The following is a 13,703-nucleotide window of genomic DNA, read 5'->3' on the forward strand; positions in this document are numbered from 1 at the left end:
GGTTCGGCAACAGCATTTAAGGGGGTGTTCAAGCCCTTGCTTTTCCGGGCTGTATCCGGCCCGGGAACGGCCTCTGCAACGCATCTGTAAAACAGTGCTTGCAAAATTGGTAAGATCAATTATCCAGATGTTACATTTGGTTTACCAAGAAAGCCTGCTGCCGCCATACCTCCCGCAACCTCGCCGCCAAGGGCCACGCCATGACTTCAGGGTCCCTTCCCGCCGCCACCGTCCCCCGCCCGCTGCCTGCCGGGCCGGTGACCGAGGTCTATCTGTTCGGCACCTGTCTGGTGGATCTGTTCACCCCTTCCGCCGGGGTCAGTACGGTGCGGCTGCTTCAGCGCGAAGGGGTGCGGGTGATTTTCCCGCAGGGCCAAAGCTGCTGCGGCCAGCCCGCCTACAACAGTGGCCACCCGGAAGAGGCCCGTGCCGTTGCCCGCGCCCAGATCCCGCTGTTTTCCAAAGACATTCCCATTGTCATTCCCTCCGGCTCCTGCGGCGGTATGATCCGTCAGCACTGGCCCCACCTGTTCGCCGGGCAACCGGAAGAGGCAGCGGCCTGTGCCATCGCCGCCCGCATCTGGGAACTGAGTGAATTCCTGCTGCATGTGCTGAAGGTGTCGCTGGAGGATCACGGCGCGCCGGAGACGGTGACGTGGCATTCCTCCTGCCACGCCATGCGGGAAATGGGTCTGACCGATGAACCGAAACGCCTGCTCGGCCAGCTGAAAAACGTCACCGTCGCGCCATTGCAGCGGGAACGGGAATGCTGTGGTTTCGGCGGGACCTTTGCCGTGCGCCATGCCGATGTGTCGGCGGCGATGGTCGCCGACAAATGCGCTGATATCGAAAGTACCGGGGCCGCCACCGTGCTGGGCGGTGACTGCGGCTGCCTGATGAACATCTCCGGTGCGCTGGACCAGAAGCGCTCCGCCGTCGGCAGCCAGCATCTGGCCGATTACCTGTGGGAGCGCACCCAATGAGCCACGCCCCGCACCAGACGCACGACTTCCGCGCCGGAATTGACGCCGGGCTGCACGACACCACCCTGCGCGCCAACTTCCGCCGCGCCATGGATGGCCTGATGACCAAACGGGCCAAACAGTTTGAGGATCCGCAGGAATGGACCCGGCTCCGCGCTCTCGGGCAGGAAATCCGCCAGCGCGCCCTGTCGAAACTGCCGGACCTGCTGGAACGGCTGGAGGAAAACTGTACCCGCAACGGCATCCACGTCCACTGGGCGGAGGATGTCGCGCAGGCCAATGCCATCATCCTTGGCATCCTGCAACAGCGCGGGATCACCACCGTCGTTAAGGGTAAGTCGATGGTGTCGGAGGAAATGCACCTCAACGCTTTCCTCGGCGGGCATGGCATCCGGGCGCTGGAAGCCGACCTTGGCGAATACATCATCCAGCTGGCCGGGCAGATGCCCTGCCACATCGTGATGCCGGCCATCCACCTGAACAAAACCCAGATCGCTGACCTGTTCGCCGACAAGCTGGGCACCAGCCCGGACGGGCAGGATGCCGAGGCCCTGACCGCCATCGCCCGCGAAAAACTGCGCGAGGAGTTCCGCACCGCCGGGGCCGGGATTTCCGGCGTCAACTTCCCGGTGGCCGAGACCGGTACCCTGTGCCTGATCGAGAACGAAGGCAACGGCCGGATGGTCACCACCGTGCCGCCGGTGCACATCGCCGTCACCGGCATCGAAAAGGTGGTGGAAAATCTGGAGGACGTGACACCGCTGCTGCGGCTGCTGACCCGCTCCGCCACCGGGCAGCCAATCACCACCTATGTCAATATGATCTCCGGCCCGCGCCGGGGGGCCGATCAGGACGGCCCGCAGGAAGTCCATCTGGTGCTGATCGACTTCGGGCGCTCCCGCGTCTATGCCGACCCGGAAACCCGGCAGACCCTGCAATGCATCCGCTGCGCCGCCTGCATGAACCACTGCCCGGTCTATGTGCGCGTCGGCGGCCATGCCTACGGCGGGGTCTACCCCGGCCCGATCGGCAAAATCCTGACGCCGCAGCTCAACGGGCTGGCGGAGTATCCGGACCATCCGTCGGCCTCGTCGCTGTGCAATGCCTGCGTCGAGGTCTGCCCGGTCAAAATCCCGATCGCCCAGATGCTGGTCCGCCTGCGCAACGAAAAAGCCGGGAAGGGCACCGGAGCGGTGCAGGATGCCGGCAGCGGCGGCAGCCTGCTTGAGGATGCGGCATGGAAGGCCTGGGCCACCACGTACAGCTCCCCGCTGGCCTACCGCGTCGCCTCCGCCGCGATGACCGCCGTCGGGAACGCCCTGCCCGCCTCCGCCCCGCTGCTGAAGGCGTGGACCAGCGTGCGCACCAAACCGCGCTTTGCCGCCCAATCCCTGCACCGGACCCTGAAAGAGATGGGAGTGGCCGATGAGTGACGCCCGCGCCAATATCCTCCGCCGCCTGCGCGCCGCCCCGGCGGGGATTACCCAGCCCTCTTCCGACTGGTCGGTGCTGCGCGACCGCAACTGGAGCATGGAGGAGCAGATCGAGCGCTTCCGCACCATGGCGGAAAGCGTCAACGCCCGGGTGATCGACTGCGTGGCCCCGGATGACGCCAGCCGCCCGCTGCCGTCCTGGGATGCGGTTCTGGCGGAAGACTGCGCCGCCAACGGGGTGCGCCGTCTGGCCGTTTCCGCCCCGCTGGCCGCCCCGTTACAGGCCCTGTGGACCGGCAGCCCGAACCGCCCGGATATTATCCTGACCGCTGACCGCGACACCCTGTTTTCCGTCGATGCCGGGCTGACCACCGCCCGGGGTGGCATTGCCGAGACCGGCAGCCTGATCCTGTGGCCGGGGCCGACCGAACCGCGCATGCTGTCGCTGGTGCCGCCACGCCATATCGCCCTGTTGCGCACCAGCCGCCTGCACCCAACCCTGTGGCACGCCATGACCGAAAACGGCTGGGCCGGGCAGATGCCGACCAACGTGGTGCTGGCGACCGGCCCATCCAAGACCAGTGACATTGAACAGACACTGGTGTTTGGCGTCCATGGGCCCAAAGATCTGCTGATTTTGCTGATTTATGATCATTAAGGAGCCCCTCAGTCGCCGGGCGCGGGCGTTCGCCCGGCTACGCCGTGCTTTTTTGTTTGGTCCCTCAAACGCCGGGCGCGGGCATCCGCCCGCTTGGCTTACGTGCCCACGCGGGCACGGGGCCTCAACGGCCCAGTCGGCCCTTCGGGCCTCCGGTGTTTAATGCCACACTGATTTTTCTCCGCTACCCCCTACCCAAAAAAACAACGCTCAGACACCGTTTGCCGACGACCCTTTCACCCCCTCCGCCCTTTCTGGCCTTCCATGACGGAGTGTAACGTCGCGATGTCCCCTGCTTCCCGCGCCCCGCGCCCCATCCGCCGCCTGCTGGTGGCCAACCGCAGTGAAATCGCCATCCGGGTCTGTCGCGCCGCGACCGAGCTGGGCATCACCACGGTCGCGATCTATTCGCACGAGGACCGCTTCGCCCTGCACCGCTTCAAAGCCGATGAGAGTTACCTCGTCGGCGATGGCAAAGGCCCGATTGAGGCCTATCTGGATATCGAGGACATCCTGCGCATCGCGCGGGAGGCCAATGTCGATGCCATCCACCCCGGCTATGGCTTCCTGTCGGAAAATCCCGACTTCGCCGAAGCCTGTGCCCGCGATGGCATCCTGTTCGTCGGCCCGTCGCCCGAGACCATGCGCCTGCTGGGCAACAAGGTCTCCGCCCGCACTCTGGCGGTGGAAGCCGGTGCCCCGGTGATGCCCGCCACCGGCCCCCTGCCCCATGATGACGCGCAGGTGTTGGCGCTGGCAGCTGAGGTCGGCTATCCGGTCATGCTGAAAGCCAGCTGGGGTGGCGGTGGCCGCGGCATGCGCCGCATCACCGCCGAGGCCGAGCTGCTGGATCAGGTCGCCGCCGCCCGCCGCGAAGCCAAGGCCGCGTTCGGCAATGACGAGGTCTATCTGGAAAAGCTGGTCCAGCGCGCCCGCCATGTCGAGGTGCAGGTGATCGGCGACAGCACCGGCCATGTCGTCCATCTGTTTGAACGCGACTGCTCGGTCCAGCGCCGCAACCAGAAAGTGGTGGAACGCGCCCCGGCAGCCTACCTGACCACCGCCCAGCGGCGGGAAATCTGCGAGGCCGCCCTGCGCATCGCCCGCGCCGCCCATTATGAGAACGCCGGGACCGTCGAATTCCTGATGGATGCCGACACCGGAAAGTTCTACTTCATCGAAGTCAATCCCCGGGTGCAGGTGGAGCATACGGTGACAGAAGTGGTCACCGGCCTTGATATCGTCAAGGCGCAGATCCGCATCGCACAGGGGGCCAAGATCGGCAGCGACAGCGGCATCCCGTGGCAGGGGGATATCACCCTCAACGGCCACGCCATCCAGTGCCGCATCACCACCGAAGACCCGGAAAACAACTTCATCCCCGATTACGGCCGCATCACCGCCTATCGCGGGGCCACCGGCTTCGGCATCCGGCTGGATGGCGGCACCGCCTATTCCGGCGCGGTGATCACCCGCCATTACGACAGCCTGCTGGAAAAGCTGACCGTCTGGGCCCCCAGCCCCGATGAATCCGCCGCCCGCATGCTGCGCGCCCTGCGCGAATTCCGCATCCGGGGCGTTGCCACCAATCTCCAGTTTCTGGAAGGGGTGATCTCCCACCCGCTGTTCCAGAACGGCGAATGCACCACCCGCTTCATTGACGACACCCCGGAACTGTTCGCGCTGGGCAAGCGGCGCGACCGCGCCACCCGCCTGCTGCGCTTTCTGGGAGAGGTGATGGTCAACGGCAACCCAGAAATGAAGGGCCGCAGCCGCCCGAAGCAGATCCACCGCCCGCTGCCGCCGCAGGACCGCACCACCCCGGTGCGCGATGGCTGGAAGCAGCTTCTGGACGCCGAAGGACCGCAGGCGGTGGCGCAGGCGATGCTGGCCCGCAAGGAAGTTCTGGTCACCGACACCACCTTCCGCGATGCCCATCAGTCGCTGCTGGCCACCCGTTTCCGCACCCATGACATGGCGCGGGTGGCCCCGTTCTACGCCCGCCGCCTGAACACCCTGTTCTCGGTGGAATGCTGGGGCGGTGCCACCTTCGACGTCGCCATGCGCTTCCTCAACGAATGCCCGTGGGACCGGCTGGAAGCCTTCCGCACCGCGATGCCGAACATGCTGTTGCAGATGCTGCTGCGCTCGGCCAATGGCGTCGGCTACACCAACTATCCCGACAACGTGGTCCGCGCCTTTGTCCAGCGCAGTGCCGAAGCCGGAATTGACGTGTTCCGCATCTTCGACAGCCTGAACTGGGTGGAGAACATGCGCTTCGCCATCGACGCGGTGGCCGAAAACGGCAAAATCGCCGAGGCCGCCATCTGCTACACCGGCGACCTGCTGGACCCGAAGCGCCACAAGTACGACCTGAAGTATTACGTGCGGATGGCGAAGGAGCTGGAAAAGGCCGGAGCCCACATTCTGGGCATCAAGGACATGGCCGGTCTGTGCAAGCCGGAGGCCGCCCGCCGCCTTGTCACCGCCCTGAAGCAGGAAACCGGGCTGCCGGTCCACTTCCACACCCATGACACCAGCGGCATTTCCGCCGCCTCGGTGCTGGCGGCGGTGGATGCCGGGGTCGATGCCATCGACGCCGCGGTGGACAGCATGAGCGGCCTGACCAGCCAGCCCAACCTTGGCTCCATCACCGCCGCCCTGCGCCACACCCCGCGCGATCCGGGGCTGGATGCCGACGCCCTGCGGCAGGTGTCGGATTACTTCGAGCAGGTGCGCGAAAACTATGCGCCGTTTGAAAGCGAGATCCGCAGCGGCACCGCCGATGTCTATCACCACGAAATGCCGGGCGGGCAATACACCAACCTGCGCGAACAGGCGCGGTCTCTGGGCATTGCCGAGCGCTGGCCGGAAGTGTCGCACGCCTATGCCGAGGTCAATCAGATGTTCGGCGATATCGTCAAGGTGACGCCGTCGTCGAAAGTGGTCGGCGACATGGCGCTGATGATGGTCACCGCAGGCCTGACCCCGGCCGATGTGCTGGACCCGGCCCGCGACATCGCCTTCCCCGAAAGCGTGGTGTCGCTGTTCCGGGGTGACCTCGGCCAGACCGAAGGCGGTTTCCCCAAGGCTCTTCAGGCCAAGATCCTGAAAGGCGAGACGCCGATCACCGTCCGCCCCGGATCGGTGATGCCCCCGGCGGATCTGGAGGTCCTGCGGGCCGAGGCCGAAAAGAAGGCCGCGCGGAAAATCAGCGACAGCGAATTCGCCTCCTACCTGATGTACCCCAAGGTGTTCACCGATTACGCCCGCCACCGCCGGGACTATGGCGATGTCAGCCTGCTGCCGACCCCGGCCTTCTTCTATGGCATGGAGCCGGGCGAGGAGATCAGCATCGAGATCGACACTGGTAAATCGCTGATCGTCTGCTTCCGCGCCCTCTCCGAAGCCGATGAGGAAGGGCTGCGCACTGTCTACTTTGAACTGAACGGTCAGCCGCGCACGGTGAAGATCACCGACCGCAGCCGCGCCCCGGAACGGGCCGCCCGCGCCAAGGCCGACCCGGCGGACCCCGGTCAGACCGGTGCACCGATGCCGGGTCTGGTGGTGCAGGTCTCCGTCACCGCCGGTCAGACGGTGGAGAAAGGCGACGTGCTGCTGGCGATTGAGGCGATGAAGATGCAGACCTCGGTGGTGGCAGAGGTGACGGGCACCGTCTCCTCCGTTGCCGTCAAGGTCGGCGACCAGATCGACACCAAGGATCTTCTGGTGGTGATCGACCCGGCTTCCTGACGGTATCAGATCAATGCGGGGGCCCACGCCCCCGCGCTATACCCCGCCTTTCCTTACCCTGTCTTTTCTTACCCTGCTTTTTCTTCCGGCGGCGGTGTTCCGGGCTTCATGCAAAACCGGAACTCTGCCCGCCGCAGGGTTGAAAAGGCTAATATTCTCCATCGTCATTCGACACTGCCATTAAACAAACATTCACCCTTCCGCCGCACACTGGCGGCCGGGGATAGTGAGGGGCCGAGATGCCGAAGGGCACCGCTCCGCAGGGGATGTGAAAAAGGATGAACGCGCTGACACTGGATCCCGGCCTCAGCACTGATGCGCTGATCCGCGACCTGGCCGCCCACTTTCCGGCGGACCGGCTGGTGACCGACCGCCTGCGCCGTCTGGCCTGGGGCACCGATGCCAGCTTCTACCGGCTGATCCCGCGGGTGGTGGTGGTGGTGGAAAGCGAGGAAGAGGTACAGACCCTGCTGGGGGTGTGCCGCACCCATGCCGCGCCCGTCACCTTCCGCGCCGCCGGAACCAGCCTGTCCGGTCAGGCCGTCACCGACTCCGTTCTCGCCGTGCTGGGCGAAGGCTGGCAGGATGCCCGCATCCTTGAGGACGGTGCCGCCATCGCCCTGCAACCCGGTGTGGTCGGGGCCGAGGCCAACCGCCTGCTCGCCCCGCTTGGCCGCAAGATCGGCCCCGATCCGGCCTCGATCAATTCCGCCATGGTCGGCGGGATTGCCGCCAACAATTCCTCCGGCATGTGCTGCGGCACCGCCCAGAACACCTACCGCACCCTGCGCAGCCTGAAAGTCATCCTGCACGACGGCACCCTGCTGGATACCGGCAGCGACCTCAGCCGGGCCGTGTTCACCCAGCGCCACAAGGGCCTGCTGGATTCCCTGCTGGCCCTGCGGAACGAGGTGCTGGCCGACTTCAGCCTGACCCGGCGCATCCACGACAAATTCAAGATCAAGAACACCACCGGCTATAGCCTGAACGCGCTGCTGGACTATGAAGACCCCATCGACATCCTCGCCCACCTGATGATCGGGTCGGAAGGTACGCTGGGCTTTATCTCCGAAGTGGTGCTGGATACCGTGCCGGATCACCCGCACAAGGCCACCACGCTGGCCTTCTTCGAAACCGCCGAGATCGCCGCGCGGGCGGTGATGGAACTGAAGCGCACTCCGGTGGCGGCGGTGGAGCTGATCGACGCCGCCGGTCTGAAATCCATTGCCGGAAAGCCCGGTCTGCCGAAGATCCTGACCAAGCTGCCGCCACAGGGCACCGCCCTGCTGATCGAGGTTCACGCCGAAACGGCGGAGCAGATGAACCACCAGATCGGCCTGCTGCTGGTGGCGATGGCCGATGTGCCGGTGCTGGAGCCGGTCCGCTTCACCACCGATCCGTCACAGCGGGAGCTGTACTGGAAGGTCCGCAAGGGCCTGTTCCCGCTGGTCGGTGCCCTGCGGCAGGACGGCACCACCGTACTGATCGAGGATATCGCCTTCCCGATCCGCTATCTGGCCGATGGCGTGGTGGAGCTTCAGGGCCTGTTTGAAAAGCATGGCTATGAGCAGGGCATCATTTTCGGCCACGCGCTGGAAGGCAACCTGCATTTCGTCTTCGCGCAGGATTTCAACAGCCCGGAAGAGGTGGCCCGCTACGCCGCCCTGATGGATGACGTCACCGACATGGTGGTGCGCTTCGGCGGATCACTGAAGGCCGAACACGGCACCGGCCGCAACATGGCCCCGTTTGTCGAACGGGAATGGGGCCGTCAGGCCTATTCCCTGATGGTCCGCCTCAAAAACCTGCTGGACCCGGATAATCTGCTCAACGCCGGGGTCATCATCAACGATGACCCGGAAATCCACCTGAAGAACCTGAAGCCGCTGCCGGTGGCCGATGCCATCGTCGATAAGTGCATCGAATGCGGCTTCTGCGAGGTCAAATGCCCCTCCGCCGGGTTTACCCTGTCGCCGCGCCAGCGCATTGTCGGCTGGCGGGAACTGTCGCGCCGCCGGGCCGAAGGGGTGACCGTCACCGCCGAGGATAAGGCGGTGCTGGATGATCTGGCCGGGGCCTATGATTACGCCGGGATCGACACCTGCGCCGCCTGCGGCCTGTGCGCCACCGCCTGCCCGATGGGCATAGAGACCGGGGCCCTGATCCGCAAGCTGCGCGGCGCTGCCAAGACCGAGCGTCAGCGCTGGATCGGCCAGAAAGCCGCCGACCATTATGATACCATGCTGACCGCCACCCGGCTGGGCCTGCGGGCGGCCTCCATGGCCCGGTCGCTGATTGGAAACACCGGCATGAAAGCCCTGCTGGACACCGCCCGGAAGATCATCCCGGCCCTGCCCCACTGGCGCAGCACCATGCCGACCGCCAGCAAGGCCAAAATCAAAACCACCATCCGCGACGAGATCGTTAACGGCGGCGTCGTCTACTTCCCCAGCTGCGCCGCCCGCACCATGGGGCCATCCGCCGATGACCCGGACAAAGACCCGCTTCCGGTGGTGATGGAACGCCTGCTCAACCGCGCCGGTTTTCAGGTGTTCTACCCCAACGGCCCGGTGGAAAGCCTGTGCTGCGGCCAGCCGTTCCAGTCCAAGGGGCTGGATAAGCAGGCCAACCAGAAACTCTCCGAGCTGGAAAAGACCCTGTGGTGGGCCAGCAATGCCGGGCAGTATCCGGTGCTGATGGATACCTCGCCCTGCGCCTTCCGCGCCCAGACCGCCGGAAAGGAACGGCTTCAGTTCGTCGATATCACCGACTTCCTGCACGACCGCGTGCTGCCCAACCTGAAGATCTACCGCAAGGAAAAGGCGGTAACGGTGCATTGCACCTGCTCCGGCCAGAAAATGGGCAACACCACCAAGCTGAAAGCCCTGGCTGCCGCCTGCGCCGAGCGGGTGGTCACCCCCGCCGGGGTCACCTGCTGCGGCTTTGCCGGGGACAAAGGCTTCTTCACCCCGGAACTGAACCGCCACGCCCTGCGCCGCCTTGGCAAAAGTCTGGATGCCGACATCACCGAAGGCGTCTCCACCAGCCGCACCTGCGAAATCGGCCTGTCGGAAATGTCCGGGATCCCCTACCACTCCATCGCCTATCTCCTCGACCGGTGCAGCACCCCGCCGGAAGGTCTGGCAGAGGACTGAACCTCGGTCTTTCCGGAGGTATCCACGTCTTCTTGTCTTCAATTGTGCTCATCAAAAAGCTATAATGGCCCCGTCACTAAAGATGAGGTCCATATGATCATTATCGATTTTCTGGAGAAAATTGCGGCGATTGTCTCGCCCCCAGGCTCCCTCCATGAAGAAATAATAACAGCTCTCTTTGGATGGAGTTCCGGGGCCTTTATAGCAACAGGCTTAATTGTAAAGTTAATTTTCCAAAGCCAAAACTCAGATTTAATCTTAGAAATCGGAATATCTCTTCTTTTTTCAGCCATCATAAGAGATTTTTATCGTATATATAAAATACACAAAGAGCGCAAAAGGCCCTAGTAATTTTAATTACCGTAAACCTCGATTAGCAGTGATCGGCACGGGCGCAACATTGATCGGAACAGGCGCGTCAGTGACACGCCTCCCCCCCTACAGTACGGGCATCAGGCAGCGCCATTCCGGCCTGCCGTTTCCCGTCTCTGACAGGAGGAGTTTCCATCATGCCCCACACATTTTCAGTCCGCCATCTCGCGGCCGCCGGTACGGTTGCCCTCGGGCTGGCCGTTTCGGCAGCGCAGGCGGCTGACACCCCTGTGACCATTCCTGTTCCGGGCCTGTTTCCGGAAGCGGTGGAACGGGTGGGGACTGACTTTGTCGTCACCAGCCTGAAAACCGGCAGCCTGACCCGCATCAGCCCTGATGGCACCGCCACCCCGTTTGTTGCCCCCGGCGTCAACGGTCTGGTCTCGGCGATCGGCCTGCGGGCAGATCCGGCGCGGGATCTGCTGTATGTCTGCTCGTCGGATCCCGGCGTCAGTAAACTGACCGGCTCTGCGGCCCCGGCGCTGACCGCGTTCCGGATGTCCACCGCCGCCCCGGCCGGACGGTGGGAGCTGCCCGGCGGTGGCTTCTGCAATGATATGATTGTTGATGCCGACGGCACCGTACTGGTGACGGACTCCTTCAACCCGCGCCTTCTGGCCCTGAAGCCCGGAGCCACCGCCCTGACCGAAATCCTGCGGGACCCGGTGTTCAAGGGCGAGGGGTTTGCCCTGAACGGCATCGCCCGCACCGCCGACGGCAGCCTGTGGGTGGTGAAGTATGACGACGGGCGGTTGTTCCGCCTTGCGCCGGGCACCGCCACCCCGATCACCGAAATCAAGCTCAGCCGCACGCTGGGCCTGCCCGATGGCCTGTATGCCGGATCCGGCAACAGCCTGATTGTGGTGGAAGGCGCAGGCCGCCTGAGCCGTATTGATGTGTCCGGCACCACCGGTACCGTCACCACCCTGCGCAAGGATCTGTCGATGCCCACCACCGCGCTGGTGGAAAATGGCACGGCATGGGTGCTGGAGGCCCAGCTCGATTACCTGTTTGACCCGTCGCTGAGCGGCAAAAGCCCCGGCCCGTTCCGGCTGGTGCCGGTGAGCCTGAAGTAAACAGATGGGCGGCGGTGCGGAGCCAGCTCCTGCACCGCCGCCGTCTGGCATTACGGGTGATGTCCGGCGCAGGACAGACAGGTGACCACGGCGGGATCCGACGCCAACCGGGCCGCAGCGATGTCGTCATCACAGACGAGGCAGCGGCCATAGGTGCCCTGCTCCATCCGCTCCAGCGCGTGGTCGATACGTTGCAGTTCTTCCAGATGGCGGTCATGGCGCGACAGGGCCAAAGCCTGATCGGCCAGTTCCCCCTGCCGCAGGGCCTGCCCGGTGGCGGTGGCGTCAATCTCGATATGCACCGGGCCGGAGCGGTCGGTGCGGCTGAGATCCAGAAGCTCCGCCCTGCGGTCCAGCAGGTGCTGACGCAGGGCCGTGAAATCAAGGCTTTGCGGGGTGGGAACGGGGCGGCCCATGATCGGCCTCCTTCAAGGTGTGAAGGGCTGACCCCAGTGTATCACAAACCGCGCCGGACCGCATCGCGGACGGTTACAGTCCCCACAGGAACAGCACCAGAATCTGCGGGGCCAGAATGCGCAGACACATCACCAGCGGGTAAACGGTGGCATAGGCAACCGAAGACGCTTCCGAAGACGATTGCGCGGCGGCAAAGGCCAGCGCCGGGGGATCGGTCATGCTGCCCGCCAGCACCCCGCACAGGGTCAGGTAATTCTGCTTCCAGATCAGGCGGGCGGCCAGACCAACGGTCAGCAGCGGCAGCAGGGTGATCAGGGCCGCCCAGCCCATCCACGCCACCCCATCGCCATGCAGCAGCACATCGAAAAAACGGTCCCCGGCGTTCAGGCCGACCACGGCGAGGAACAGCACAATCCCCACCTCGCGCAGGGCATGGTTGGCGCTGGGCGGCATAAACCACACCAGCGGCCCCATGTGCCCAAGGCGTGACAGCAGCAGCGCCGCCAGCAGCGGCCCCCCGGCCAGCCCCAGACTGACCGGGGCTGGCAGACCCGGCAGGGCAAGCGGGATCGCCCCGATCAGCACCCCCAGCGCAATTCCGGCAAAGATCGGCAGGATCTGGGCCTGCTGCAACGCCTTGCCGGTGTTGCCCAGCAGTTTGGCGGCAGCACGGATATGCTCCTCGGTGCCGATCACCTGCACGATATCGCCGAACTGAAGATGAAGCTGCGGCGAGGGCAACAGCTCGATCCCGCTGCGCGACACCCGGGAGATCATCACATCGCACTGTTGCAGCAGATTCAGGTCATCCACCGACTTGCCGAGGATTTTGGTGTTGGTGACCACCAGCCGGTCCCATTTCACCTCTTCGGTGCGTTCTTTCAGATTGATATCCGCCGGTTCGCCGAGAATCAGCTGCATGGCATGCAGGGCCTGCGGCGTGCCGACCAGAAACAGCACGTCGCCGCAGCGGAAGCGGGTGTCCGGGTGCGGCACCTCAATATGGCCGTCGGCCTCCTGCCGCAGCACCCGCGACACCACCGCGCCGTGATCCTGAAGGCCGGGAATTTCCGACAGCGGCAGACCATCGAGATTGGGGTTGGTCAGGCGGACATTCAGGGTTTCCAGCCCGTGACGGCGGGCCTGCTGCCCGGCCTCGAACGCCTCACCCTCCGCGGCCGGAGACACCCGGAACAGCATGCGGATCACCGTCATCGACAGCAGGATCCCGGCGATGCCGAACGGATAGGCCACCGCATAGCCGGTCGGCAGCAGGGTCAGGGTTTCCTTGGTCGCCCCCATCTGCGCCAGCATCTGCTGCCCGGCCGCCAGCGACGGCGTATTGGTGACCGCGCCGGAGAACAGGCCCAGCACCACCGGCAACGGCAGCCCGGCGATGAAGAACACCGCCACCGTCGTCAGCACCCCCAGCACCACAATGGCCGCCGCCATCAGGTTCAGCGGCAACCCCACCCGTTTCAGGGCACTGAAAAAGCCCGGCCCGACCTGCACCCCGATGGTGTAGACAAACAGGATCAGCCCGAATTCCTTCAGGAATTCCAGCACATGCGGATCGCCGCGCAGGCCGAGATGCCCCAGCACCAACCCGGCGAACAGCACCCCGCCGACGCCCAACCCGATGCCACGGAGCTTCACCGCCCCCAGCGCCAGTCCGACCACCGCCGCCAGCGACAGGGCCAACACCCCCTGCGCCACCGGATTCAGACCGGCGATCAATGATCCCAGCATGGAGACCTCCCCAAAAACCCTGAGTGCTGTACTGATTTACCCACTGTTACGGTGCAGCGCAAAAAAAGCAAGCGCGCCGCGGTTACAGCCGCATCCGGCCTGTCTGT

General features: G+C 64.8%; 9 protein-coding genes. 7 read left to right on the forward strand and 2 right to left on the reverse strand.

Annotation, left to right across the window (positions count from 1 at the left end; genetic code table 11):
- The first annotated feature begins 200 nt into the window (after positions 1–200).
- The 7 genes from FHS48_RS17040 to FHS48_RS17070 all read left to right on the forward strand — a co-directional run bounded on the left by FHS48_RS17040 (position 201) and on the right by FHS48_RS17070 (position 11,430).
- Positions 201–983, forward strand: a complete 783-nt coding sequence (locus tag FHS48_RS17040) for a (Fe-S)-binding protein (protein ID WP_184265234.1) — start codon at positions 201–203, stop codon at positions 981–983.
- Positions 980–2,416: a LutB/LldF family L-lactate oxidation iron-sulfur protein gene (locus tag FHS48_RS17045; protein WP_184265236.1), complete on the forward strand. Its 1,437-nt coding sequence runs from the start codon at positions 980–982 to the stop codon at positions 2,414–2,416. The genes FHS48_RS17040 and FHS48_RS17045 overlap by 4 nt, the downstream gene beginning before the upstream one ends.
- On the forward strand, positions 2,409–3,074 hold the full coding sequence (locus FHS48_RS17050; RefSeq protein WP_184265238.1) for a LutC/YkgG family protein: 666 nt from the start codon (positions 2,409–2,411) through the stop codon (positions 3,072–3,074). Before FHS48_RS17045 ends, FHS48_RS17050 begins: the two co-directional genes overlap by 8 nt.
- Positions 3,075–3,359: 285 nt before the next feature.
- Entirely contained in the window at positions 3,360–6,827 is a 3,468-nt protein-coding gene (locus FHS48_RS17055; protein ID WP_184265241.1) for a pyruvate carboxylase, read from the forward strand.
- Positions 6,828–7,105: 278 nt separating this feature from the next.
- A complete protein-coding gene (locus tag FHS48_RS17060; protein WP_184265243.1) occupies positions 7,106–9,982 on the forward strand; it encodes an FAD-binding and (Fe-S)-binding domain-containing protein in 2,877 nt (958 codons plus the stop codon).
- Positions 9,983–10,075: 93 nt separating this feature from the next.
- On the forward strand, positions 10,076–10,330 hold the full coding sequence (locus FHS48_RS17065; protein ID WP_184265245.1) for a hypothetical protein: 255 nt from the start codon (positions 10,076–10,078) through the stop codon (positions 10,328–10,330).
- 161 nt (positions 10,331–10,491) lie between these two features.
- On the forward strand, positions 10,492–11,430 hold the full coding sequence (locus FHS48_RS17070; RefSeq protein WP_184265247.1) for an NHL repeat-containing protein: 939 nt from the start codon (positions 10,492–10,494) through the stop codon (positions 11,428–11,430).
- A gap of 50 nt (positions 11,431–11,480) precedes the next feature.
- Here the strand turns inward: FHS48_RS17070 and FHS48_RS17075 are convergent, their stop codons facing one another.
- Positions 11,481–11,846: a TraR/DksA family transcriptional regulator gene (locus FHS48_RS17075; protein ID WP_184265249.1), complete on the reverse strand. Its 366-nt coding sequence runs from the start codon at positions 11,844–11,846 to the stop codon at positions 11,481–11,483.
- Positions 11,847–11,919: 73 nt separating this feature from the next.
- Positions 11,920–13,596, reverse strand: coding sequence for a putative transporter (locus tag FHS48_RS17080; protein ID WP_184265251.1), 1,677 nt, complete (start codon positions 13,594–13,596; stop codon positions 11,920–11,922).
- Positions 13,597–13,703: the final 107 nt, after the last annotated feature.

The organism is Novispirillum itersonii, assembly GCF_014205675.1.
In the GTDB taxonomy this organism is placed as follows: Bacteria; Pseudomonadota; Alphaproteobacteria; order Rhodospirillales; family Rhodospirillaceae; genus Novispirillum; species Novispirillum itersonii_A.

What these genes read in the sequence shown, in the direction of transcription:
- FHS48_RS17075 (WP_184265249.1), bottom strand. Translation starts at nt 11,846, where the DNA reads ATGGGCCGCCCCGTTCCCACCCCGCAAAGCCTTGATTTCACGGCCCTG.
- FHS48_RS17055 (WP_184265241.1), top strand. Translation starts at nt 3,360, where the DNA reads ATGTCCCCTGCTTCCCGCGCCCCGCGCCCCATCCGCCGCCTGCTGGTG.
- FHS48_RS17045 (WP_184265236.1), top strand. Translation starts at nt 980, where the DNA reads ATGAGCCACGCCCCGCACCAGACGCACGACTTCCGCGCCGGAATTGAC.
- FHS48_RS17060 (WP_184265243.1), top strand. Translation starts at nt 7,106, where the DNA reads ATGAACGCGCTGACACTGGATCCCGGCCTCAGCACTGATGCGCTGATC.
- FHS48_RS17080 (WP_184265251.1), bottom strand. Translation starts at nt 13,596, where the DNA reads ATGCTGGGATCATTGATCGCCGGTCTGAATCCGGTGGCGCAGGGGGTG.
- FHS48_RS17065 (WP_184265245.1), top strand. Translation starts at nt 10,076, where the DNA reads ATGATCATTATCGATTTTCTGGAGAAAATTGCGGCGATTGTCTCGCCC.
- FHS48_RS17070 (WP_184265247.1), top strand. Translation starts at nt 10,492, where the DNA reads ATGCCCCACACATTTTCAGTCCGCCATCTCGCGGCCGCCGGTACGGTT.
- FHS48_RS17050 (WP_184265238.1), top strand. Translation starts at nt 2,409, where the DNA reads ATGAGTGACGCCCGCGCCAATATCCTCCGCCGCCTGCGCGCCGCCCCG.
- FHS48_RS17040 (WP_184265234.1), top strand. Translation starts at nt 201, where the DNA reads ATGACTTCAGGGTCCCTTCCCGCCGCCACCGTCCCCCGCCCGCTGCCT.